The 24,847-nt window shown below is 53.3% G+C and carries 19 protein-coding genes; 13 read left to right on the top strand and 6 right to left on the bottom strand.

Going from position 1 to position 24,847, the window contains the following annotated elements; all coding sequences use genetic code 11:
- Positions 1–80: 80 nt before the first annotated feature.
- Entirely contained in the window at positions 81–554 is a 474-nt protein-coding gene (locus tag JXQ85_RS12335; RefSeq protein ID WP_421749235.1) for a CinA family protein, read from the bottom strand.
- Positions 554–1,063 (bottom strand): phosphatidylglycerophosphatase A, encoded by a 510-nt coding sequence (locus tag JXQ85_RS12330; protein ID WP_421749234.1) that lies wholly within the window; start codon positions 1,061–1,063, stop codon positions 554–556. The genes JXQ85_RS12335 and JXQ85_RS12330 overlap by 1 nt, the downstream gene beginning before the upstream one ends.
- 159 nt (positions 1,064–1,222) lie before the next feature.
- On the opposite strand from JXQ85_RS12330, the gene dusB reads away from it, so the two are divergent.
- The 9 genes from dusB (at position 1,223) to hflX (ending at position 13,107) form a co-directional block, all read left to right on the top strand.
- Positions 1,223–2,221: a tRNA dihydrouridine synthase DusB gene (dusB, locus tag JXQ85_RS12325; RefSeq protein ID WP_421749233.1), complete on the top strand. Its 999-nt coding sequence runs from the start codon at positions 1,223–1,225 to the stop codon at positions 2,219–2,221.
- Positions 2,218–3,297, top strand: a complete 1,080-nt coding sequence (locus JXQ85_RS12320; protein WP_421749232.1) for a two-component system sensor histidine kinase NtrB — start codon at positions 2,218–2,220, stop codon at positions 3,295–3,297. The genes dusB and JXQ85_RS12320 overlap by 4 nt, the downstream gene beginning before the upstream one ends.
- A gap of 3 nt (positions 3,298–3,300) precedes the next feature.
- Positions 3,301–4,665: a response regulator gene (locus tag JXQ85_RS12315; protein WP_421749231.1), complete on the top strand. Its 1,365-nt coding sequence runs from the start codon at positions 3,301–3,303 to the stop codon at positions 4,663–4,665.
- A gap of 100 nt (positions 4,666–4,765) precedes the next feature.
- Positions 4,766–7,012 carry an ATP-binding protein gene (locus JXQ85_RS12310; RefSeq protein WP_421749230.1) on the top strand — a complete coding sequence of 749 codons (2,247 nt, stop codon included), beginning with the start codon at positions 4,766–4,768 and terminating at the stop codon, positions 7,010–7,012.
- Positions 7,013–7,027: 15 nt separating this feature from the next.
- Complete coding sequence (locus JXQ85_RS12305) at positions 7,028–8,440, top strand: sigma-54-dependent transcriptional regulator (protein ID WP_421749229.1); 1,413 nt, start codon at positions 7,028–7,030, stop codon at positions 8,438–8,440.
- An 84-nt stretch (positions 8,441–8,524) separates the two neighbouring features.
- A complete protein-coding gene (gene trkA / locus JXQ85_RS12300) occupies positions 8,525–9,904 on the top strand; it encodes a Trk system potassium transporter TrkA (RefSeq protein WP_421749228.1) in 1,380 nt (459 codons plus the stop codon).
- Positions 9,905–9,931: 27 nt separating this feature from the next.
- Positions 9,932–11,431, top strand: a complete 1,500-nt coding sequence (locus JXQ85_RS12295; RefSeq protein ID WP_421749227.1) for a TrkH family potassium uptake protein — start codon at positions 9,932–9,934, stop codon at positions 11,429–11,431.
- 123 nt (positions 11,432–11,554) lie between these two features.
- Positions 11,555–11,794, top strand: a complete 240-nt coding sequence (hfq, locus tag JXQ85_RS12290; protein WP_058314310.1) for an RNA chaperone Hfq — start codon at positions 11,555–11,557, stop codon at positions 11,792–11,794.
- 41 nt (positions 11,795–11,835) lie between these two features.
- Positions 11,836–13,107 carry a GTPase HflX gene (gene hflX / locus JXQ85_RS12285; protein ID WP_421749226.1) on the top strand — a complete coding sequence of 424 codons (1,272 nt, stop codon included), beginning with the start codon at positions 11,836–11,838 and terminating at the stop codon, positions 13,105–13,107.
- A 63-nt stretch (positions 13,108–13,170) separates the two neighbouring features.
- Here the strand turns inward: hflX and JXQ85_RS12280 are convergent, their stop codons facing one another.
- Complete coding sequence (locus tag JXQ85_RS12280) at positions 13,171–15,630, bottom strand: penicillin acylase family protein (RefSeq protein ID WP_421749225.1); 2,460 nt, start codon at positions 15,628–15,630, stop codon at positions 13,171–13,173.
- An 89-nt stretch (positions 15,631–15,719) separates the two neighbouring features.
- Between JXQ85_RS12280 and JXQ85_RS12275 the strand changes: the two genes are divergently transcribed.
- Positions 15,720–16,592 carry an NAD(P)-dependent oxidoreductase gene (locus JXQ85_RS12275; RefSeq protein ID WP_421749224.1) on the top strand — a complete coding sequence of 291 codons (873 nt, stop codon included), beginning with the start codon at positions 15,720–15,722 and terminating at the stop codon, positions 16,590–16,592.
- 20 nt (positions 16,593–16,612) lie between these two features.
- The gene (locus JXQ85_RS12270) at positions 16,613–17,422 is read left to right on the top strand and encodes a class I SAM-dependent methyltransferase (protein ID WP_421749223.1); all 810 of its coding nucleotides are present in this window, start codon (positions 16,613–16,615) and stop codon (positions 17,420–17,422) included.
- 80 nt (positions 17,423–17,502) lie between these two features.
- On the opposite strand, the gene JXQ85_RS12265 is transcribed toward JXQ85_RS12270, so the two are convergent.
- From JXQ85_RS12265 to hemB, 3 genes are all read right to left on the bottom strand, one after another.
- Complete coding sequence (locus tag JXQ85_RS12265; protein ID WP_421749222.1) at positions 17,503–18,810, bottom strand: autotransporter outer membrane beta-barrel domain-containing protein; 1,308 nt, start codon at positions 18,808–18,810, stop codon at positions 17,503–17,505.
- A 258-nt stretch (positions 18,811–19,068) separates the two neighbouring features.
- The gene (locus JXQ85_RS12260) at positions 19,069–19,629 is read right to left on the bottom strand and encodes a YSC84-related protein (protein WP_421749221.1); all 561 of its coding nucleotides are present in this window, start codon (positions 19,627–19,629) and stop codon (positions 19,069–19,071) included.
- A 110-nt stretch (positions 19,630–19,739) separates the two neighbouring features.
- Entirely contained in the window at positions 19,740–20,741 is a 1,002-nt protein-coding gene (gene hemB / locus JXQ85_RS12255; RefSeq protein WP_421749220.1) for a porphobilinogen synthase, read from the bottom strand.
- 113 nt (positions 20,742–20,854) lie between these two features.
- Here hemB and JXQ85_RS12250 point away from each other — a divergent pair, with 113 nt between their 5' ends.
- Positions 20,855–21,379 carry a component of SufBCD complex gene (locus JXQ85_RS12250; RefSeq protein WP_421749219.1) on the top strand — a complete coding sequence of 175 codons (525 nt, stop codon included), beginning with the start codon at positions 20,855–20,857 and terminating at the stop codon, positions 21,377–21,379.
- Between the two features lie 33 nt (positions 21,380–21,412).
- On the top strand, positions 21,413–24,847 hold the full coding sequence (gene mfd / locus JXQ85_RS12245; RefSeq protein WP_421749218.1) for a transcription-repair coupling factor: 3,435 nt from the start codon (positions 21,413–21,415) through the stop codon (positions 24,845–24,847).

Genomic DNA, 24,847 nt, shown 5'->3' with positions numbered 1-24,847 from the left:
CATAGGATGCTTAATATAAGGTCAATTTGGCAATTGATTAAAAAATGTGCGCTTAGATTGGGTGTATGCTTATTTTTGCATCAGTATTGCGAAGTGGCGTTTAGTAACAGCTTTAAGGCGTGATTCTGCGCCGCATTCCGCACATTTTCACGGCCAAGCGCCCCAAATTCGATCGTTTCTGTAATTGTTTCGGTGTTGTGAGTGACGCCAAAACAAACACGGCCTTCGGGCTTATGATCTGATCCGCCGGGGCCCGCAATGCCGGTGATCGAGACTGCAATCTGAGCATTGCTGCGCGCGCGGGCGCCTTCTGCCATCTCTTTTGCGACTTCTTCGGACACTGCGCCAAAGGCTGAAAGGGTTTGGCGTTTGACGCCAAGCATCTCATGTTTGGCATCGTTGGTGTAGGTGATGAATCCGCGATCCATCACGGCAGATGAACCGGCGACGTCCGTTAACGCCGCAAAAACCAGTCCGCCCGTGCAGCTTTCTGCGGTCGTGATCATAAGGCCTTTTGTTTTAGCAAGATCCAGAACCTCTGCTGCCAAAGGCATCACATCACCACGTGGAATAGAATGGCGAGAAGACCCGTCGCAATGGCGGCATAGACACCTGCAATCACATCATCCAGCATAACGCCCAGGGCATCACCGCGACGATCAGCCCAGCCAATCAAGTTGGGTTTGGTGATGTCAAACAGTCGGAAGAATATAAAACCCGCAATCCAACCGGGATAAAGATCCAATGGATTGGCATTCAAATGCCATGCGCCATAGCTGGTGACCAGAAGGGCAATCCACTGACCGGCAACCTCATCAATGACAACTTCACTTGGGTCATGGTCTTCTTGATTGCGCGTCACAACTGCAGTTGCCCACCATCCGAGCGGAAAGACCAAAATGGTGCCGATCAATAGGGCTGGAAATCCACCTGCAAAGTGCAAAAGCAGTGCAAGGACGACCGCAACTGCAGAGCCCCAAGTGCCGGGTGCTGGTTTCAAATAACCGGTGCCACCGACCGTCGCGATCAAATTCGCTGCTGATTTTTTATCCGAATAGGTCATGCAGCCTGTCTATGGGCTGCCGCTCGAAGACGCAATTACCCCCTTGCATCTGATTAAAAATTAGGCATTTGCATCTTTTTGATACAAAATCCCGCTTGAATACGTTGAGGGCTCCCCGAATCCTCCTTAAATTGAGCGTAAGTGACAAGGAATAGACGTTTGAGCATTCGCCTCGGAGATCTGACATTAGAGCCGCCTGTATTTTTGGCCCCATTGGCGGGAATCACAGACCTGCCGTTTCGCGAACTTGTTGCAGAGTTTGGGGCAGGGCTTGTTGTGTCTGAAATGATTGCCTCTCAGGACCTGCTGAACGCCAAACCCGGTGTGCGCGAAAAGGCAGAGCTTGGATTTGGTGTAGAAGGAACGTCTGTGCAGATTGCAGGCTGTGAAGGCCATTGGATGGCGGAAGCTGCGCGGTTTGCAGAGGCAAGTGGCGCCCGGATCATAGATATCAATATGGGCTGCCCGGCGAAAAAAGTGACCAGCAGCAGCGGTGCTGGGGCCTCAGGCTCTGCGTTGCTGCGCGATTTGGATCACGCGTTGACCCTGATCGAGGCTGTTGTGGGCGCGGTGACTGTCCCGGTTACCCTAAAAACCCGCCTTGGCTGGGATGACCGGCTTTTGAATGCACCAGAACTTGCCAAACGCGCAGAGGATGCGGGCATTCAGATGGTCACGATTCACGGGCGCACCCGATGTCAGTTTTATAAGGGGCAGGCCGATTGGCATGCCATCCGAGCTGTGAAAGATGCAGTTTCGGTGCCGGTGATCGCCAATGGTGACATTGTGGATGCTGAAACGGCTAATCGCGCATTGAAGCAATCGGGTGCTGACGGCGTCATGATGGGCCGCGGTGTTCAGGGGCAGCCCTGGAAGCTTGCTCAGGTCGCGGCAAAGGTGTTTGGAGGCAAAGCCCCGGAAGTGCCAACTGAAAATGCATTTATTGATATGGTATCAAAGCATTACGAGGCGATGTTGTCATTTTACGGAATGCCGCTGGGTTTGCGTGTCGCGCGGAAACATCTGGGGTGGTATATGGATCACGTGCAAACCAATAAGGTGGCGCGAAATCAAGTTCTTACGGCGAAATCTCCAACTGAAGTATTAGCATTGTTGCCACGTGCTTTGGCATCTTCGGATGAAAGGACTGCGGCATGATCGATAATGCGTCTCTTTGGGCTTCGTTGCCAGTACCAGCGGTCTTGGTTAATGCTCAGGATGAAATCACCGACATCAATGGTTTGGCGGAAAGTTTTCTGAATGCATCAGCAAAATCATTGCGCGGTGTCCCCGTCTGGGATCGCATTGCTGTGGATGCGCCATTAGAAGATGCATTTGAGCGTGCTCGTACGCAGGGAACTCCATTGTTTGTGAACGATGTTGACGTCGGCACTGGCAATGCACCTCCATTGCAGTGCAATGTTCAGATTGCGCAAATCAGCGACGGCGATGGGGATATGATCATTTTGATCTCTCCACGAGAGCTCGCAAGTCGCGTGAATAAGTCTGATACCGTTAAAAGTGCTGCAAAATCAGCGATTGGCATGGCTGAAATGCTAGCACATGAAATTAAAAACCCGTTGGCGGGGATCACAGGTGCGGCGCAGCTCTTGTCGATGAACCTGCCACAAGAAGAGCTGGAACTGACGGATCTGATCGTCGAAGAAAGCCGCCGCATTGTGAAGCTGCTGGAACAAGTTGAGCAATTTGGAAACCTCCAGCCGCCTGCAAGAAACGCCATTAATCTGCACGACGTTCTGGACCGTGCCCGTAAATCTGCACTGTTGGGATTTGGCGGGCATATGGCCATTGTCGAGGATTACGATCCCTCATTACCATTTGCTTTAGGTGATGCGGATCAACTGCTGCAAGTCATTCTGAATTTGTTGAAGAATGCATCAGAAGCTGCTGAAAGTAAGGGAACAATCCGCATGAGAAGTTATTTTGAACATAGCTTCAAGTTGCGTCGCAGTGACGGCACCGGGCAATCTTTGCCCCTGCAAATTGAAATAATAGATGACGGCCCCGGACTACCACAAGCCATCAAAGGTGATATCTTTGATCCTTTTGTTTCAGGCAAGGAAAACGGCACCGGGCTCGGCCTCGCGCTTGTCAGCAAAATCATGTCGGACCACGGCGGTTGGATCTCTGTCGATTCAATCCCGGGTCGCACCGTATTTAGATTATCACTCCCAAGGGCCCCAAAGGACCTTGTCCCTCCAGAGGAGAGCTAAACCATGGATGGCACCGTACTCGTCGCAGATGACGACCGCACAATCCGAACCGTTTTGACCCAAGCCTTAACCCGCGCAGGCTGTAAGGTGCATGCGACCAGCTCGCTGACCACTCTGATGCGTTGGGTCAGCGAAGGCAAAGGGGACGTTGTGATTACCGACGTTGCCATGCCAGATGGCAATGGCCTTGAGATGCTGCCTAAGATCTCTGAGGACCGACCTGGTCTGCCGGTCATCGTCATCTCAGCGCAGAATACCATTATGACAGCCATCCAGGCGGCGGAGGCGGATGCATATGATTACTTGCCTAAGCCGTTTGATTTGCCAGACCTGATGAAGCGTACCGGGAAGGCGTTGAACCAAAAACGCGTTGTATCTGCGCAGCAATCTACTGAAAGCGAACGGCCGGAAGAACTGCCATTGGTTGGCCGTACGCCGGTGATGCAGCAGCTCTACCGCGTTGTGGCGCGCGTTATGAATACGGATCTACCAGTATTGATTTCTGGTGAGAGCGGAACTGGCAAATCTTTGATAGCAAAGGAAATTCATGATTTCTCTGATCGCCGGAACTTGCCGTTTATCACAGTGACTAAGGCAGACATCAGTGATCTGGAAGGCCCCGCACGGATCTTTGCGCGCGCCAAAGGGGGCACGATCCTTTTTGATGAGGTCAGTGATTTTAATGATGAAGATCAGGCCCGCTTGGTGCGGATGATCGACAATCCTAGTGAGCACGCTCCTCGTTTTATGGCAACCAGCCAGCGCGATTTGATGGAAATGGTTGAAAAGGGTGAAGTGCGCCAAGATTTGTTCTACCGATTGAACGGAGCTGGGCTTCATGTGCCAAGTCTGCGTGAGCGGGTTGATGATATTCCGCTGCTGATCGAGCATTTCTTGATGAGATCAGAACGCGATGGCGGGCCAATGCGCATCTTTTCTGCAGAAGCCCGTGAATTGTTCCGTGCCTATAGTTGGCCAGGCAACGTGCGTCAGCTTGAGAATGCAGTAAAGCGTTTGATTCTGACTGCGCGTGGCGAAGAAATTACGCGGTCTGAAGCGGAGTCGATTTTGGGCGGTCAGCCCGAGGCGGTGCCTCTTTTGGGAGGCGGAGAAAGCGAAAAATTGTCCGGCGCTGTTGAGCGTCATCTTCGTCGCTATTTTGATCTGCATGGCAACATCTTACCGCCGCCGGGTCTGTATGGTCGTATTCTCAAAGAAATTGAGATGCCACTGATCGAGATTGCCTTGGATGCAACTGGCGGAAACCAAGCAAAATGCGCTGATCTGCTGGGGATCAACCGAAATACTTTGCGTAAGAAAATCACCGACCTCGATATTCACGTGACACGCCGCCGCAAGTTGATGTAAAACTGCCACATAGCGTGGCGAATTGGCCTCATAAGCCAGTTCGCCCACTATATATAGCAGGGATACGCCCGTTGGGCGCAAAATCAATTGGGGGCGACGGGTGGCAACCCGGGCAAAAACATCACATTGGATCCGCCTCAGGCGGCTAAGGCGCCAGCGTCGTGCGCAGAATCTCGCCACCTATGGGTTGGTGATTTTGGGGCCGATTTTGGCAGCGATGACGTTTTACGTCTTTGGACCTCTGCAACAAGGGAGCTCGTCTGACGCGCTGCGCTCCATTCTGCTTGCCGATTTGGTTTATGTATTATTAGTCGCCGCGCTGGTGATGCACCGTGTGGTGCGTATGATAGCCTCTCGCCGCGCGAAGTCGGCGGGATCCCGGTTGCACCTTCGTTTAACCGGTGCCTTTGCTTTGATGGCTTTGGCGCCAGCGGTGACAATGGCGATTTTTGCCGGGCTAACAATTAGCCTGGGTTTAGAAGGTTGGTTTTCTGATCGTGTCAGTAAGGTGGTTGGCAGTTCGGTGGCTGCGGCGGAGGCTTACGAGGCTGAGCATATCAGTGGTCTTGAAACGGATGCTATTGCGGTTGCGGCCTTTATGACGGCAAGTCGGCAGACAAATTCGAGTATAGTCCGCACAGGTGATTTTCGTGAATCGTTGAGCCAAGCACAATCATTGGTGCAACGTGGACTGCGCGAGGCCTTTGTCGTTGACGGCAGTGGAGAACTTATTGCACGTGGCGATCGATCTTACCTTTTTGATTTTGAACACCCGACTGAGGATCAATTGGCCACGGCCAATACCGGTGAATTGGTCATTATCCGTGATCTTGAGCAAAGTGAGCTGCGCGCATTGGTCAAGCTGGAAGGGTTTATGGATCGCTACCTTTATGTCAGCCGCAATGTGGATGCTTCGATCTTTAGCCTTCTTGATGAAACCAAAGAATCTGCCAAGCTCTATCGCCAGATGGAAAATGAACGGGGCGATTTCCTGATCCGCTTTGGTTTGATCTACATGGGATTTGCAGTCATTTTGATTTTGGCCGCGACTTGGTTGGGATTGATGTTTGCAGAGCGCCTGAGCCGCCCTGTCGGACGTTTAACCGATGCGGCCCAGCAAGTGGGCGGCGGTGACTTGGATGTTCAGGTGATCGAAGAAGAGGGCGATGATGAAATCGCCATGCTAGGACGCTACTTCAACCAGATGACGCGGCAGTTGAAAGGCCAGCGCGCCACTCTGCTGGAAAACACCGACCAGATTGAACGTCGGCGGCGACTGTTCGATTCTGTACTAGGTTCAGTGACGTCAGGTGTGATTGGTTTGGATCCTCTAGGACGCATTACCTTTTTGAATCGCTCTGCAGAACATGTACTGGACAGTGCGCAGCATGAATCCATGGTGCCGTTAAGTGTGGCCATCCCGGAATTCACCGAAGTATTTGAAGCGTTGCGTCATTCAGGGTCTGAAGTTGCGCAGGAAGAGATCAAAGTTCTGCGTGATGGCAAGCTTGAAAGCTTTTTGGTGCGCATTGCTCGGCGTCGCAGTGAAGATGGGGCGCTGGAAGGCTATGTAGTGGCCTTTGACGAGGTCACAGACCTAGTTACCGCGCAGCGGATGGCGGCTTGGGGTGATGTGGCGCGTCGCATTGCACATGAAATCAAAAATCCGCTGACACCGATTCAGCTGTCTGCTGAGCGGATCAAACGGAAATTTTCACCGCGTGTTGGCGACGATTCAGAGAAGCTGGATCAAATGACAGATGTTATTGTGCGTCAAACCAATGATCTTCGACGTATCGTTGATGAGTTCTCTAAATTCGCCCGGATGCCAGAACCTGAGCGCCGGGATGTAGATATCGCAAGGCTCGTGAAGGATTCTGTTGTTTTGCAAGAGGCCGGCCAGCCGAATGTGAAATTTGTGTCTAATTTTCCGACACATGAAGTGCATGGGTTTGCAGATGAAACCATGCTGGGCCAGGCATTGACGAACCTGATCAAAAACGCAGGCGAGGCCATCGAAAGTTTGCAAAACAAAGATGGACCCAAAGATTTGCAACCAGAAATTCGGGTCTCTTTGACCCTGAATGACAGCGATTGTGTGATCCGCATTGCGGACAACGGTATTGGGCTACCAGAAGATCGGGCCAAACTGTTTGAGCCCTATGTCACGACACGTGACAAAGGGACTGGGTTGGGCCTGCCGATTGTGAAGAAAATCATCGAAGAACATGGCGGCACATTGGCGCTGCTGGATGCGCCGGTGTTCGAAGGAAATGCCCATTTTGGGGCAATGGCAGAGATCACTCTGCCTGTAACAAGTGCGGCAGTTGCCGAGAGTAATGAATAGGTTGGGGGAAAGACCATGGGTGGTAAGTCAGGTGACATTCTGATCGTTGATGATGAACGCGATATCAGAGAGCTCGTCTCGGATATTCTTGAGGACGAAGGCTTTACGACAAGGCTGGCGGGCACCAGTGATGAGGCCATGCAGCAGGTGACTTCGGAACAGCCCGCGCTGATGATCCTCGATATTTGGCTGAAAGACAGCAACATGGATGGCATCGACATCCTGAAGGTTGTGAAGCGCGATTATCCTGAAGTGCCGGTGGTGATCATTTCAGGTCACGGCAATGTCGAAATCGCGGTCGCAGCGATCAAACAGGGCGCTTATGATTTCATCGAAAAGCCCTTTAACATCGATCAGCTGATGGTGGTGATCCGTCGTGCGATGGAAACCAGCCGTCTGCGGCAGGAAAATCATGCGCTCAAGCGACAAGACAACAAATCGACCGAGATGATTGGTCAAAGCGCAGCCTTTAAAATGCTTGTGTCCAACTTGGAAAAAGTCACCAAATCCAATGGCCGTGTCATGCTGTGTGGGCCGGCGGGTTCAGGCAAAGAAGTGGCCGCACGCTTCATTCATGCCCATTCCAATCGGGCCTCTGCGCCCTTTGTCACCGTGAATTGCGCAGGTGTGGAACCTGAACGCATGGAAGAGGTTTTATTTGGCCGCGAAACTGCAGAACGGGGTGTGGAACCGGGTTTGCTGGAACAGGCAAATGGCGGTGTGGTTTATTTTGACGAAGTGGCTGATATGCCGATGGGCACGCAGTCGAAAATCCTGCGGGTTCTGGTGGATCAAAGCTTTACCCGTGTCGGCGGTAGCGATGCGCAGAAGGTGGATTTGCGGGTGATTTCCTCAACCAGCAAAGACCTCGCGGCAGAAATCGCTGCAGAGCGTTTTCGTCAGGAGTTGTTCCATCGTCTGAACGTGGTGCCCATTGCAGTGCCATCGCTTGAAGAGCGCCGCGAGGATATCCCAACTCTGGCCGAACATTTCATTGCGGAATTCAACGACAGCCAAGGCCTGCCGCTGCGCAAACTGTCTGAAGAAGCCATTGCGCTGATGCAGACCATGACCTGGCAGGGCAACGTTCGTCAGTTGAAAAACCTGATTGAACGTGTGTTGATCCTTGGGGATGGCAATGGCGACATTGAAGCCAAAGAATTGCCCGGCAATGAAGGCCCTGCAGAAGAAGATGGTCGCGTTGTGTTGTCTGGTGCCTTGGCGACCTTGCCGCTACGCGAGGCGCGTGAAGCCTTTGAGCGTGAGTACCTGCTGACCCAAATCAATCGCTTTGGTGGCAATATCAGCCGCACAGCGACCTTTGTGGGCATGGAGCGCTCAGCCCTTCACAGAAAGCTGAAATCGCTTGGGGTTGTCACCTCTAACAAAGCAGGCAATCGCGTCGCCAGCGTGGATCAAGTCGAATAAGGGGCAGATTGGCTTGTTGATCAAGCCGTTGACGCCCCCGTTGGGGTCTGCCAAACCAAGGGTCCGACGAAAGCGGAGGCACGTATGAAGGTCATCATTTGCGGCGCAGGCCAGGTGGGCTGGCAGATCGCCCGTCATTTGGCGAACGAGCGCAATGACGTCACGGTTGTCGACAACAATCCAGATCTGGTGCGCCGTGCGACGGATACATTGGACGTCCAAGGCGTGGCGGGCTTTGCGAGCTATCCTGATGTGCTGGATCGGGCAGGGGCGCGGGATGCGGATATGATCATCGCGGCCACCCATTCTGATGAGGTCAATATGGTGACCTGTCAGGTGGCCCACTCGGTTTTTGACGTGCCGCGCAAAATCGCGCGCCTACGGGCGCAGTCTTATTTGGACGTGATTTATTCCGACCTTTATCGCCGTGAACACATGCCGATTGAGGTTGTGATCAGCCCGGAACGTGAAGTCGCTGCAGCGGCGTTGAAACGTCTCGCGGCTTCGGAAGCTTTTGATACGGAATTCTTCCTAGACGGCAAGATGCAGATGATCGGCATCGTGCTGGATGAAGACTGCCCAGTGGTGAACACGCCTTTACGGCAGCTGTCTGACCTCTTTTCCACGCTGCGTGCTGTTGTGGTCGGTGTACGGCGTGACGGCACACTCTTTGCCCCTGAACCGGGCGATCAGCTTTTTGTTGGTGACGACATCTACATCATGACTGATGTGCGTGACACCCAGCGCACCATGGAGATCTTTGGCAAGACCTCGCGCAAACAAGAACGGGTGATCCTGATTGGGGGCGGCAACGTCGGTCGTATGGTTGCGCAGGAGCTTGAAGCCCTGCCAAACCGCGCGATCCGTGCCAAGATGATCGAGAAAGATCGTAAAACCGCTGAGATCTCGGCTGACGCGTTGGAGCGCACAATTGTTTTGAACGGTGATGGTATGGACGCAGCCTTGCTGCGCGAAGCAGGGATTTCTCGTGCTGACGCTGTACTGGCTGTCACCGACGATGATAAAACCAACATCCTGTCAGCTGTCCGCGCCAAATCCCAAGGCTGCCCGATGACAATTGCTTTGATCAATGACCCAACCTTGGTGCCTTTGATGGCGCCTTTGGGCATTGACGCACATATCAACCCGCGTGGCACAACTGTGTCGTCCATTTTGCGCCACATCCGCCATGGTCGCGTGCGGGACGTTTATTCGATTGGCGATGCCGAAGCGGAAATCATCGAAGCCGAGGTGCTCTCGACTTCACCCATTGCAGGACAAGAACTGCGGGATATTGATTTCCCTGAAGGTGTTTTGCTGGGTGGGATCATGAAAGACGATGAGCTGATCAAGCCCGTTGGTGACACTCGGATTAATGAAGGCGACATTATTGCGCTTTTTGCCCTGTCCAAGGACGTCGGCGAGGTGGAGCGCCTGTTGCAGGTTTCCATCGATTATTTCTAGCGCGCAATGATCCGGGCTTTCTACAATATGCCACTTTTACTGCAATTCGCTGGGATTGCAGGGCTGGCGATGTTTTTGCCCGCGATTTATGCGCTGCGACTGGAAGACTTCCATATTGCGCGCAGCTTTCTTTATAGCGGTTTGCTTACCCTTTTTGCGACCTCGCTGATTGCCATCACGATGCGTCAAGCGGATGAGCAAAACGTACGTCTGCAACGCTATCTCTTTGCGCTTTTTGCAGCCTACACGGTGCTGCCAATTGCGCTGGCCTTTCCGTTTTATGAATCTCTGCGTACCACCAGTTTTCTCAACGCCTACCTTGAGATGGTCAGTTGTCTAACCACCACAGGTTTGGTTCTGTTCGATGACCCATCCAGATTGTCGCCGGCGCTGCACCTGTGGCGGTCCCTTGTGGGCTGGATGGGTGGCATGATGATGTGGGTCGCGGCCGTGGCGGTGTTTTCACCATTGAGCCTTGGTGGCTTTGAAGTTTCCGCACGTGGAGATTTTGGCCAATTTAATGAGCACGGACAACGGCTTGGACGATTGGATGCTGGGCGACGTTGGCGTCGCACTGCGGTTCATTTGCTGCCGATCTACGTTGGTTTGACCATGGTCTTGTGGATCCTTTTGATGGTCATTGGCGAACGATCTCTGACGGCGATGACCCACGCCATGTCAGTGATGGCAACCAGTGGTATTTCAAACATCGGCGGCGTTGAAAACGCATCCACGGGTCTTGCGGGCGAGGTTTTGGTCTTTCTCTTCCTGTTCTTTGCTCTATCGCGCCAGACCTTTGCCACTGACCTTGGCGCGACACGTCGCGAAAGCCTGTTTCAGGATCCGGAGTTCCGTTTTGCCCTGTTCTTGGTGGCTATCGTGCCCGCGCTCTTGCTGCTTCGCCATTGGTACGGCGCGATTGAAGTGGATGAAGAAGCCAATGTTCTTGCGGCTTTCAAAGCCGCATGGGGCGCCGTTTTCACCATCCTGTCTTTCTTATCCACAACCGGCTTTGAAAGCGCTGAATGGGAAACCGCGCAGAACTGGTCTGGTCTTGGCACACCTGGGTTGATCCTGCTTGGGTTGTCGATGATTGGTGGCGGTGTTGCGACAACTGCGGGCGGTGTGAAGCTGCTGCGCGTCTATGCTCTTTATCTGCAAGGTTTGCGTGAGATGGAGCGCTTGGTGCATCCAAGCTCTATTAGTGGATCTGGCAGTCGCACCAAGCGTATTCGCCGCCAAGGGGCGCTCATTGCCTGGGTGTTCTTTATGCTTTTTGCGCTGTCGTTGGCGGGTGTCACGCTTTTGCTGACCGGGCTTGGAATTGGATTTCAAGATGGATTGGTTCTTGCGATTTCGGCATTGTCGACGACAGGGCCTTTGGCGCAAAGTGCGGTCTCTGTTCCGGTGGATATCCTGTCGGAAAGTGCGGGCGTCAAAGTTGTCTTATCTGCAGCCATGGTGCTTGGCCGCTTGGAAACCCTTGCCATTATCGCGCTTTTGTCGCCAAATCTGTGGCGAAACTGACGCAGAAACAGCGAACTAAGTGAATTGATGCGATTTTTGGGGGTGGAAACTTAGTCTTACTCGCTCCATAATCGCGCTAAAGTATACAAACCGCGGCATAAGAAGAATAAAGGCGAACAAGCAATGGCTTCGGATAGACAGAACCTCCAGGATGCATTCCTAAATCACGTACGTAAGACCAAGGTTCCGGTCACAATCTTCCTCATTAACGGCGTAAAACTGCAGGGTGTAATCACTTGGTTTGATAACTTCTGCGTTCTTCTGCGTCGCGATGGGCAAAGCCAGCTGGTTTACAAACACGCGATCTCTACGATCATGCCGGCGCAACCGATCAGCTTGTATGAAGGCGAAGACGCCCAATAAGCCTGCTGCCCGGTTCCAATACCGAGTAAAGATATCCTATGATGGAACATGAAACGCATGTCACCCGCGCTTGGGTGCTGCGTCCCGAAGTCAAATCAGCCGATCAAAAACGCGACGCCTCTTCTGCATTGGAAGAGGCGGTTGCGCTTGCGGGTGCCTTGCCCAACCTTGAAGTTGTCGGCTCTGATGTGGTGCGTCTGCAAAAGATCCAGCCGGGCAAGCTGTTTGGCAAAGGCAAAATCGAAGAGTTAAAGACGCGTCTGCACGATGAAGAGGTCGAGCTGGTCTTGATTGACGGCCCGGTCACACCTGTGCAGCAACGCAACTTGGAAAAGGAATGGAAGGTTAAACTTCTAGACCGCACCGGGCTTATCCTTGAGATTTTCTCTGACCGTGCACGCACGCGTGAAGGCGTGCTGCAGGTCGAAATGGCGGCTCTGTCATATCAGCGTACACGTTTGGTGCGGGCTTGGACCCACCTGGAACGTCAGCGTGGTGGTTTGGGCTTTGTCGGTGGTCCGGGGGAAACCCAGATCGAGGCTGACCGTCGAGCAATTGATGATCAATTGGTGCGTCTGCGTCGGCAACTGGCCAAAGTGGTTAAAACCCGCGAGTTGCATCGCGGTGCACGCGCCAAAGTGCCTTATCCGATTGTGGCTTTGGTGGGCTACACCAACGCCGGAAAATCCACGCTTTTCAACCGCGTAACGGGTGCTGAAGTGCTGGCCAAAGACATGCTCTTTGCTACTCTTGATCCCACCATGCGCCGCCTTGAGCTGACAGATGGCCCCGAAGTCATTCTATCTGACACGGTGGGTTTCATCTCGGATCTGCCAACCGAATTGGTTGCCGCCTTCCGCGCGACACTCGAAGAGGTGCTGTCGGCCGACATTATCCTTCACGTGCGGGATATCTCGCATACAGAGACCGAGAACCAAGCCGAAGATGTCGCGACAATTCTTAGCCAATTGGGTGTGAACGAAGACATTCCACAGCTTGAGGTCTGGAATAAAATTGATCTGTTGGATGCTGACGATATCGAAGGCATGAACGCGAAAGCGTTGCGTAGCGAAGATATCTTCTCAATCTCTGCGATCACCGGCGAAGGCATCGATCTTCTGCTCGCAGAGGTCACAAATCGCCTGCAAGGCGACGTGAGTATCGAAACGCTGAACCTGCCATTCTCAGCGGGTAAAGAACGCGCGTGGCTTTTTGCGGAAAACATCGTCGAGCAAGAAGAGCAAACCGAAAATGGTTTTGACATCACTGTCAAATGGACCGCGCGCCAGGCTGCTAAATTTAAAACGCTCTAATATTCCTTGTGGTTAAAATATTAAAGTTTGCGAGGGGCTGCCCCTCGCTCCTTAACCACCGACTTAAGGTAGAAGCCGAGTGATTCCAACAGCGGCCGCACGTGCCAGCTCTTCATCCAAAGACATCGGAACATATTCCCCACGCCGCCACAGCTGTGCCATGTCATCATAATAGCGGCTCAGGAAATGGCCTGATTGGCCAGTGGAAATGATGAAGACTGAACTGTCTGGATCAGCAAAATCATAGACCCCACGGTAAGCTGCGGAATGCGTATTGAGGAACGGATCGGGGCCACGACCAATGGTTTTGCCACGCTGAAGCGTATTGTCACCACCGCTGGTCGACTGGCGGATGTTCACAAAATTCCGTAGCAGCGCGACTTTGCCCAGGACTTGGTGATCATGGGTCGCTTGGTGCGCATCGCCCCAGCGCAGGCTTTCAAGGTTACGGCCATATTTTTCTTCGATCCAAATGATGGCGTCATCCAGCGCCAGCCGCGCGATATCGCTGCAGCTTTCGGTCGCCGCACTTTGGATCACGTCACACCAGACGCTTGCCCCGTCCACATCGCGGAAGACGCGTTCAATGAATAGTGGCTCCAAATGCGTGAATTCAGGTTCCAGCGGTCCCAGCTCGTCTTTGATGATCCGAGTTTGTAAAGCGCGCATCCAAGCGGAATAGATCAGAGGCTCTGGCAGATGTTCGTTCATTTCGCCGTTCCATTCGGCGAGCAACGCTAAGGCGCGCTGACGTTGACGCTCTGGTGTGCCATCGGGTGCTGATTCACCGGTAAACCAAAGGTCTGCCGCCACCAGAGGCAGCAGGCTGCGGGCAGTAAAGCTGACCGTATCAAGTTGTGCTTCGATGAAGCTGTCGCGCGTATGCACCTGACGGCCCTGCATTAGGCGCTCCCAGCGGTGCACACGTTGGCTGTCACCCCAAGTGAAGGACATATGCAGCGGAAAGGCGCGGTCGATGATCTTATTGTTCGTGTTGCCCACGATGCCACCAATCGGAGAGATGAACTCTGGATTGGACGCATAGGGCAGGCGACCCTGCCAGCGGTTCTCTGGCCGCCAGCCAAGGCTGGGTAAACGGCCCTTGGATTGATGCAAGGCCGCACGGCGCGGGTTGGCGCCAACGGTTTTCATTGCGATGGTCTCGCGATCCACCAGTGTCAGGTTTTGCGCTGGGGCAATGTATTTTTCGGCGGCCCGAATGGCCCCGCGCACGTTGTCGGCATACATCAGGCCAATGGCGGCCTCCATCGAGGTGTCATTCGGGCTAAGCGAGGTCCAGCTGATCGCAGCTACATGACCTTTTGGCGTGATGGTTTTCAGGTCAAACTGATTGCCCGACAGGATCGGTCCATTGTCAGACCAACGCAGGGTCAAAGTGATCGGCGCGGCATCTTTGATATTGATGATAGAGCTGCGGGATTCGAATTCTTTAAACCCGTTTGGGGTACGGTATTCATTTGGATTGTTGGGGTTCAGCTCTTCGATCAGCACGTCCTGATCATCAAGATAGGCAGAGGTCAAACCCCAGCCCAGACGATCGCTGCGTCCGGTTAGGACAGCTGGAATACCGGGGATGGTTCCACCGATCACACCACCCATAGACAGCTCCATGCGTGCTAGGTACCAGATCGCTGGGGCGCTGAGTTGCAGGTGCGGATCATTGGCCAGCAAAGTCCCGCCAGAAGCGGATCGTGATGTTGCAGCGGCCCATGCGTTGGACGCACCGGCCAGTCCACGTGGCTTAAATGGGGACAGCGGGTGATGTACGGCAGGGCTGGCCTCGACAAACCGTTTGGCACCGGGCACGAGGGCCGCGTACTCAGGCAGTGCTGCGATGCCGGTTCCGGGGAAGTCAGGCATGATGTCAGACAAGCGTTTTTCGTCAGGTACCAGCAAAGAAACACGCGCGCGCAACACGTCTTCTTTCAGATGTCCCGCCAGTTGCAACGCCATAACCCGTTGAATGGACAAGGAATCCGCCACACGCCAAGGGGCGATGGGGGCGTTGAACATGAACATTTCTGGCGCACCACGCCCAAGGGCTTCGGTATTAACCTCATTGATACGGGTATTCACGCCATTGGCGTAGGCGGTCATCAAGGACTTGGTTTCATCAGATAGGGCATCTACAGATTGCACCGAAAGTGGATAGATGTCCAAACGACGGATCAGCCGATCCACATCGACTGTTGCTGTGCCAAAGACTTCAGATAGGCGACCCTGTGCGGTGCGGCGCAGAGTAACCATCTGCCAAAGCCGATCTTGGGCATGGGCATAGCCAAGACCAAAGAAAACATCCTCGTCACGTTCGCCAAAAATATGCGGCACATTGGCATTGTTGCGCACAATTTCGACGGGGGCAGAAACAAACCCCGTTTGCAGGTCTTTGTCGTATTCCGGCAAGGATCGGGAGGCAAAGAAGTACACAAGGCTGATGGTCAAGCCGCCCAGAATCAGAAGGCCGCTGACGATTCTCAGGAGCCATTTGAAAATTACTACCATTACTTGCCCTTATTGCCTTGCATACGCGGAGCTTGCCCCCCAGAAATCATGCGCAAGTATTACTGCGAAATATCCGAAGGGGAAAGCACATGGCGAAGGTCGCGTTTTTGGGGTTGGGCGTTATGGGGTTTCCGATGGCGGGGCACCTGCAGGCCGCAGGTCACGAGGTCACGGTTTACAACCGGACAATGACAAAAGCAGAGGCCTGGGTGGCGCAGCACGGAGGGGCCATGGCAGCCACTCCTGCAGAGGCTGCAGAAGGAGCAGATTTTGTCATGGCTTGCGTCGGCAATGATGATGATCTGCGCGAGGTCTGTATTGGCGACGGTGGCGCATTTGACAGCATGAAAGAGGGCGCGACCTTTGTCGATCACACAACGGTTTCGGCCAAAGTGACTTCCGAGCTCTATGCAGCCGCAAAATCCGCTGGTTTGAATTTTGTCGATGCGCCGATCTCTGGCGGACAGGCCGGGGCAGAGAACGCGGTCCTGTCGATTATGTGCGGTGGGGATGAGCCCGCCTATGACGCGGCCGAACCTGTGATGCAGACCTACGCGCGCATATGTCGTCGCATTGGTGAAAGCGGTGCAGGGCAGATGACCAAGATGTGCAATCAGATTGCCATTGCAGGTCTGGTGCAGGGCCTTTCTGAAGCGCTGCATTTTGCGGAAAAAGCCGGTCTGGATGGACGCGCGGTTGTCGAAGTGATCTCTCAGGGGGCTGCGGGCAGTTGGCAGATGAACAACCGGTATGAAACGATGCTGGACGATCATTTTGATCACGGCTTTGCCGTGGATTGGATGCGCAAGGATTTGGGTATTTGTCTAGATACCGCTGATGAAACCGGCGCAAGCCTACCTGTGACAGCACTGGTCGATCAATTCTATAAAGATGTGCAGAAAATCGGCGGCGGACGCTGGGATACGTCTAGTTTGATTAAACGGTTGCGGGCGCTGGACTAGGGGCAGCGAAAGGACATCTGATGAGTCAGAGATTAAACCGGCAAGATGTGACCGCGCAAAACCGGATCGCATGGGAGGAAGCTGCTCCCATTCATGCGCGGCATAATCAAGCGCGGTTGATCAAAGCGTTTAAGGCATCGGGGCACTCGAGTTTTGACGATGTCGCGACCGAGATGCTGCAATCGCTCAACATCACCGGCAAAGATGTTGCTCAGGTCTGTTGTAACAACGGGATCGAGCTGATTTCGGCGAAAAACATGGGGGCTGCGCGCTGCGTTGGCTTTGATGCGGCCTCAGGGTTTCTGGATCAAGGGCGCGAGATCGCGGCCGCCGCACAGCAGGATGTCGCCTTTGTCTGTTGTGACGCCTATGACCTACCAGCGACGTATCACGCTGAATTTGATCTGGTAATCATCACGATTGGCGTCCTCAGCTGGATGCCGGACATAGATACCTTCATGGCAGGTGTGGCGCTGTTGCTGCGCCGAGGTGGCGCTGTCTTTATCTATGAACACCACTCGGTCTTGTTGATGATGGAACCAGGACCGGCGGACGCGCCTGTTGACTTCGAGCTGTCCTATTTCACAAAAGCGCCTTACGTGGATGAGGACGGGTTAGACTACTTTAAAGGCGAACACTACGAAGCCACGCCGAATATCTCATTCAATCACAAAATGTCCGATATTCTGATGAGCTGCGTAAAGGCTGGCTTGCAACTGGAGCATTTTGAAGAACGACCGAAGCATATTTCCAACCTTTGGTGGAATGTTGAAGCTGCTGATATTGGAATGCCCATGAGCTTTACTTTGGTGATGCGCCAGGCAGTTTGATTTGTTCTTATCTGGTTGTTTTCAATCGGAAATGAAAACGCCGCCCAGTGGGCGGCGCATCATAAGTTTGCTGATCTGAATTAGAAGTTCAGCTCGTAGGAAATATTGGCTCCGTAATCCCGGGTGTTGCTTCCGACTTTGCCCAAGTCAAAATCAAATCGCAAAAGACCCGCGCCGGTTTCGTAGGATCCGCCAAAGCCAATGCGTGGTGATACGAAATCGTCTTGTGCACCGGTGCTATCGCTAGATTTGGAAAAATCTACAGCAACGCTTGCATAGGGTTTTAAGCCGCCGCTGAACGGCTGGTTTGCGTCCACCCGAAGACCAAGAGTACCCAAGTTAGAACGGATCGTATTGGCCGCGACCGCCGCATATGCTGGCCGTTTTTCCTGCACTGCTTGCAGTGTCAGGAAGGGCGTGTAACGTGCCTTTACAGTGTCGATATGACCGCTCAGTGACAAGCCACCAAACAGTCGGTCTGCAACGAAGGAGTCGACGCCGATTTCATAATTAGGGCGCGCAAGACCCAAGTGTGCATCAAGAAACAGTTCTGTGCCAAGCGTAAAGGATGCATAGGCCCCAACCGCTGGAGACTTTGCCGTCGATGTCACACCAGCTGTGGTAAATTTTTGATGTCCAAAGCCCGCAAAGCCACCAACAATTGTGCCGTCGCCGATCTCTTGGTCAAAGCCAAAAGTCAGATCGACGGTTGAACCATCAGTGTCGCCGTCCAAACGACGACCCTCTAAGGAAAGCCAAGCGTTGAATTCTGGAGTGTCTTGATAGGATGTGCCGTTGATCAAGTTACGTGTCGCAAAGAACAGGCTGTTTTGGGTGGCAACGTTACCGCCATTCCCGCGACGGGACTGAGCGTTCTTGAACAGTGCGGTCTGGATTGCATGAGGTTGACCTTGTGGATCGATCAGATTTGATGCAGTGCCTGCTGGCGTACAAGTTACGGTGGTCGCGCCGGAGTATGCACCAACCGCTGCGACACCATCTGTATTCGCCGTAAAGGAGCCTGGTACTTCAACAAGTCCCTTATTCCCGTCAAAAAACACGGATACGTTTGTCCCTGGTCGCGTGGTTTTTGGCGGCTCTGCCGTGGCTTCGGTGCTCGCCGGTTCTAATGCCATTGCCAACGCAAAATTCAGTGTGTCACCTGAGTTCATGCTGACGTTAACACCCCGGAGGATAACGGTTGCAGAATCGAAAACTTTCGAGCCTTCGCCAAGGCCTCTGTAAAAGCCACCGATCGTTACGGTACCAAGTGAATCGCAGCTGACCACTGCCTGCGAATGTGCAGGTGCTGCTACAATTGAAATCAACGAAGTTGCTAGACCTGCGCAAAGCAATTTTTGCGCATTAGGTAGAAGTGTCTTAATCATTTAGTCCCCCAGATGACATAAATTAAGAATTATGTTGTTATTTAAGGTGCTTAGCGTCCGGGGGTGATCTGCGTCAATGTTTGTGCGTTAACTTATGCGGAAAATGGAATTCGACCTGACATATGATGCGCAAAAACCGCATTTTTTGTTTAGAATTCAATTTACTGCAGAAACCTCCAAGATTTAGTCAATTCTAAAGTGTTGTGCGCCGCCCAGTGGGCGGCGCACAAATCGTCGACAAGTTAAAAGAAGCAAAGGTTACGGAATAATCCGTGTGTACTTGGTGCCTTCCAGGGTCGCGCCAACTCGCAGGCCTGCGCGGCCAAAGACGACCGCCAAAACCGGAGCTGTCAGAGTTGTGGTCTCCGTCGCAAGGCTGTCGCCTTGATCGGTGAAAACATATTCCAAATCTGCGCCCGCGGCCCAGCCGTTAGAGCGACGGAAATTCAACAAAGCATCTTGCGTCATGAAGAAGAGCACATGAGCATATTGCTGCGCGCCAATCTGAAAGCCAAAGTTGGCTTTGGTGGTGGAGTAGTAGTCCACCGTAATGTCATCTACCAGAAGCGCACCGCGGCCATAAGCGCCGCCAACGCCCAGCCCAGCCTCGGTTACCAGTGGCATGACCAACATGCCGGCTGCTTTGCCCTTTAAGTCAACGGTGTTGGGGTATTGGGAATACATGTGATTCAGCGTTTGATCCACACGCGCGTCGATCGCTGCGCCGCCATTACCGCCAATACCGTTGCCGCAGGCCGCGGTCACAGATGCGCCCGCCAATGCGGTCATCGCGAAAGTCCGTCTGTTCATCATTTTCATGGTCTTGCCCGTATCCAAATAAACTGCAATTCGCCGCGTTTTCGCGGTCGTTATGCGCATTATAGCCAATGCCCCGCAGGTTGTCATCTAAAGCTCGGCTTATGCGCGACTTAGTGCTGAGAAAGCGACCGCGCCACCTCTGGTGCAAAATAGGTCAAAATGCCGTCGCAGCCTGCGCGTTTGAAGGCAAGCAAGCTTTCAAACATAGCCTTCTCGCCATCGATCCAACCGTTTTGAGCGGCGGCTTTGATCATCGCGTATTCACCAGAGACTTGATAGGCGAAGGTCGGCACCCCGAAAGTGTCTTTTACCCGCGTACAAATATCCAAATAGGGCATGCCGGGTTTGACCATGACCATATCCGCACCTTCTTGCAGATCACGTTCAACCAAACGCAAGGCTTCATCTGAATTGCCAGGGTTCATTTGATAGGTTTTCTTATCACCTTTTAGCGCACCAGAGGCACCAACCGCATCACGGAACGGGCCATAGAATGCGCTGGCGTATTTTGCAGAGTAACTCATCAACATGACGTCTTGATGGCCGGCCGCCTCCAATGCGTCGCGGATGGCGCCAATACGATTGTCCATCATGTCAGACGGCCCGATGATGTCAGCGCCTGCTTCGGCCTGGCTGAGAGCTTGTTTGATCAGCGCCTCGACAGTGCGGTCATTCACGATCACGCCGTTTTCCACAAAACCGTCATGGCCATTGATGTTATAGGGATCCAGCGCAACGTCGGTCATGACCGCTATCTCTGGCACAGCAGCTTTGATGGCGCGTGTGGCGCGGTTTGATAGGTTCTCAGGGTTCCAAGATTCGGCGCAATCTTCAGTCTTGAGCGAAGGATCTGTATACGGAAAGAGGCAGATCACAGGGATGCCCAGATCATGGGCGCGTTTTGCCGCTTCAACAACGCGGTCCACAGAGTAGCGCATCACGCCCGGCATGCTTTCAATTGGCTCTTCGATGCCGTCTCCGTCACGTACGAATACCGGCCAGATCAGATCTGCAGAGGTCAGGGTGTTTTCCTGCACAAGGGAGCGGATCGCATGGAATTTACGCGTACGACGTAGGCGTGCTGCGGGAAAGGGAGCTACGATTGGGCGCATAAGAACCTCATAATGTGTTGCGAAAGAGTTGCCATGGATAATCCTTGGCGACAAGGGTAGGAATTGGCCCGCTCTCGCGTTATGTGGAGGCGTTGAAGTCAAGGATGCCGCCCGTGGAATGGTATAACGTCGTACTCGAATTGATCGATTTTCGCAGTTTTTCGAACCTGTGGTTCTGGATCATGCTGGCTGTGATCTGGTCTTCTGCGAGCCATTGGATCCTGGGCGTGCCCAATGATCTGGTTTTACGCGCGCGTCGTAAAGGCGGGCGTCACGAAGAGGATTTACACGATCTTGTGCGCATCAACGTCGGGCGACTTTTGTTTATCAGTCGTACATCCGGTCTATGGATGACCTCATTTGGCTGTTTTCTCTTAAGTATCGTGGCCGTATTGGGGTTTGTTTACAAAATTGAGTTTGCACAGGCCGTTTTCCTGATCTTTTTTCCTTTGGGCCTTGTCGGACTTTTGACGCTCGGAACAGCGCGCAGCATCGAGGCAGATCAGGTGCAAGGCGAAGAGCTGTATAAGCGTCTCGCACGTCATAGGATTTATGTTCAACTTACTGGTATGATTGCAATTTTTGTGACGTCCATTTGGGGCATGTATCAGAATTTTCAGATTTCTCCTCTGAACTAACAGCATTTATCGGCATTTATCTGGGACGTAGAAATGCAACAAACGCATGTCACGATGGGCGGGGCGCCCGAAGGCTATGATGCCAAATTGATCTTGGATGAGGTTGCCAAATCTGGTGGTCCGATCATTCATGTGGCGCGTGATGACAAGCGTATGGCTGCGATGCAGGCGGCCCTGGCGTTCTTTCAGCCTGATATGCCTGTGGTTACCTTTCCGGGCTGGGATTGCCTTCCATTCGATAGGGTCTCTCCAAATGCGGATATTTCTGCGGCCCGTATGTCGACCTTGGCCGGGTTGCTGCATGGCGCGATGCCCAAGAAGTTTGTGTTGCTCACCACTTTGAACGCTGCCACTCAGCGCGTTCCAGCCCGAGACGTATTGAAAGACGCAGTCTTCCACGCACAGGTTGACTATCGCATCGACGAGCAGGCGTTGCGTGCGTTTTTAGTACGTATGGGGTTCACCCAAGCGCCAACGGTTATGGAACCCGGTGACTACGCGGTACGAGGTGGGATCATCGATATCTTCCCTCCGGGTGAAACGGGACCAGTGCGTTTGGATCTGTTCGGTGATGTGTTGGACGGAGCACGTCGTTTTGACCCCGCAACACAACGCACCACCGAAAAGCTGGATATCATTGAACTGGCTCCGGTTTCTGAAGTCATTCTGGACGAGGCGGCCATTACACGGTTTCGGCAGAATTACCGTATCGAGTTTGGCGCTGCTGGCACAGATGATCCGCTTTACGAAGCAGTTTCTGCCGGGCGCAAACATCAAGGTGTGGAACACTGGTTACCGTTTTTCCATGAACGTTTAGAGACCCTGTTTGATTACCTCCCCGGTGCCTCGATCTCATTGGATGATCAATCCGATGCGATGCGGTTGGCACGTTGGGAGTCGGTCGCGGATCAGTATGAAACCCGCAAACACGCGCTCACGCAAAAGAAACGGCTAGATTCCGTATATAAACCCGTTCCTGCGGATCAGCTTTATCTGGATGAGGCCGCTTGGAACGATGCAGTCGCAGGCAAGAGGGTGCTGAGTTTAAAGCCACTCCCGCAAGCTTCGGGTCCCGGCGCAATCGATAGTATGGGGCGGATTGGGCGCAACTTTTCACCCGAGCGCCAACAGGAAAACATTAGTCTTTTTGGTTCGCTAGCGACGCATATTAATGCAAAACTTCAAGAGGGGCCGGTTGTTGTTGCTTCTTATTCGGAAGGCGCGCGCGAACGGTTATCTGGCCTGATTGAAGACGAGGGATTGGCCGAGACGATCCCTGTGGATAACGCCAAAAACATCGGTAAATCAGGGCTTTATCTAACGGTCTGGGCCCTAGAGAATGGCTTTGAAGCCCCCGGTCTAACAGTTATTTCCGAACAAGACGTTCTGGGTGACCGATTGATCCGCGCACCAAAGCGCAAACGTAAGGCTGAGAACTTCCTGACCGAGACGCAATCTCTGTCTCCGGGTGATCTGGTGGTGCATGTGGACCACGGGATTGGTCGCTATCACGGGATGGAGGTTATCACGGCGGCAGGTGCGGCACATGAGTGTCTTAGCCTCGAATATGCCGAAAGCTCTCGGCTGTATTTGCCGGTCGAGAATATCGAACTCCTGTCGCGCTACGGTCACGATGAAGGGCTACTGGATAAACTCGGCGGAGGCGCTTGGCAGGCGAAGAAGGCCAAACTCAAAGAACGCATCCGCGAGATGGCGGATAAGCTGATCCGCGTGGCCGCTGAACGTGCTTTGCGAAAAGCGCCCATTCTGGAAGCGCCGGATCATGCTTGGGAAAGCTTTTCAGCCCGTTTCCCATATCAAGAGACCGATGATCAGCTGAATGCCATCACTGATGTCTTGGATGACCTCACAAATGGTCAACCAATGGATCGACTAGTTTGTGGTGACGTGGGCTTTGGCAAAACCGAAGTCGCCATGCGCGCAGCCTTTGTCGCAGCGATGACGGGTGTTCAGGTGGCCGTGATTGCGCCGACAACCTTGTTGGCGCGTCAGCATTTAAAGAGCTTTCAAGAACGTTTCCGGGGTTTCCCGTTGGAAGTGCGCGGCTTGTCCCGATTTGTCTCTGCCAAAGAGGCGGAGAAAACCCGTGAGGGCCTTGCAAAAGGCACCGTTGATATCGTTGTCGGTACCCACGCTTTGCTGGCAAAATCTATTCGGTTCAAAAACTTAGGCCTGCTGATTGTCGACGAAGAACAGCATTTTGGGGTGGGCCACAAAGAGCGTTTGAAACAGATGCGGTCTGACATTCACGTTCTGACGCTGACCGCAACGCCAATCCCGCGAACTCTGCAACTCAGCCTGTCTGGCGTGCGTGATTTGTCGATCATCGGTACCCCACCAGTGGATCGACTGGCGATCCGCACCTATGTCAGTGAGTTTGACGCGATCACCGTCCGCGAGGCGCTGTTGCGCGAACATTACCGTGGTGGGCAAAGCTTCTACGTGGTGCCGCGCATTTCGGACCTGCCAGAGATCGAGGAGTTTCTGAAAGAACAACTGCCAGAGCTGACCTATGTGGTTGCCCATGGTCAGATGGCGGCGGGAGAGCTCGATGATCGCATGAATGCCTTCTATGACGGCAAATACGATGTGCTACTGGCGACCACAATTGTGGAATCGGGCCTCGATATTCCGACAGCCAATACGATGGTTGTGCACCGTGCGGATATGTTTGGCCTGAGCCAGCTTTACCAAATCCGAGGTCGTGTAGGTCGGTCTAAGACTCGCGCCTATGCTTATTTGACCACGAAACCACGCAAGAAACTGACGGCTACTGCTGAAAAGCGTCTACGCGTGCTGGGCTCTCTGGATACGCTCGGCGCGGGCTTTACGCTTGCGAGCCAAGACCTTGATATTCGCGGTGCAGGCAACCTCTTGGGCGAAGAACAATCGGGCCAGATGCGGGACGTGGGCTATGAGCTTTATCAGTCCATGCTGGAAGACGCGATTGCCAAGATCAAATCGGGTGAGATGGAAGGCCTGTCAGAGGCTGACGATCAATGGGCACCGCAGATCAATCTTGGTGTCCCAGTTCTGATCCCGGAGAAATTCGTGCCGGATCTGGATGTGCGTCTGGGTCTTTACCGCCGTCTGTCTGGTCTGTCGACCAAAGTGGAACTCGAAGGCTTTGCAGCAGAACTGATTGACCGCTTTGGGAAATTGCCGCGTGAGGTCAACACTTTGCTACTAGTCGTGCGCATCAAGGCGATGTGTAAAAAGGCGGGCATTGCCAAGCTGGATGGTGGGCCAAAGGGCGCGACGATTCAGTTCCACAACGATAAGTTCAAATCGCCAAAAGGTCTTGTGGAGTTCATTACGGAACAAAAGGGCCTTGCGAAGATCAAAGAGAATAAGATCGTCGTGCGGCGCGACTGGAAGAGCGAGAAGGACAAGATCAAAGGCGCCTTTGCGATTGCCCGTGATCTTGCCCATAAGGCACGCGTTTAG

Source organism: Cognatishimia sp., assembly GCF_049116455.1.
Lineage (GTDB): Bacteria > Pseudomonadota > Alphaproteobacteria > Rhodobacterales > Rhodobacteraceae > Cognatishimia.
Note: the sequence above shows the minus strand (reverse complement) of the source record. Positions and strands in the feature narration are given on the sequence as shown.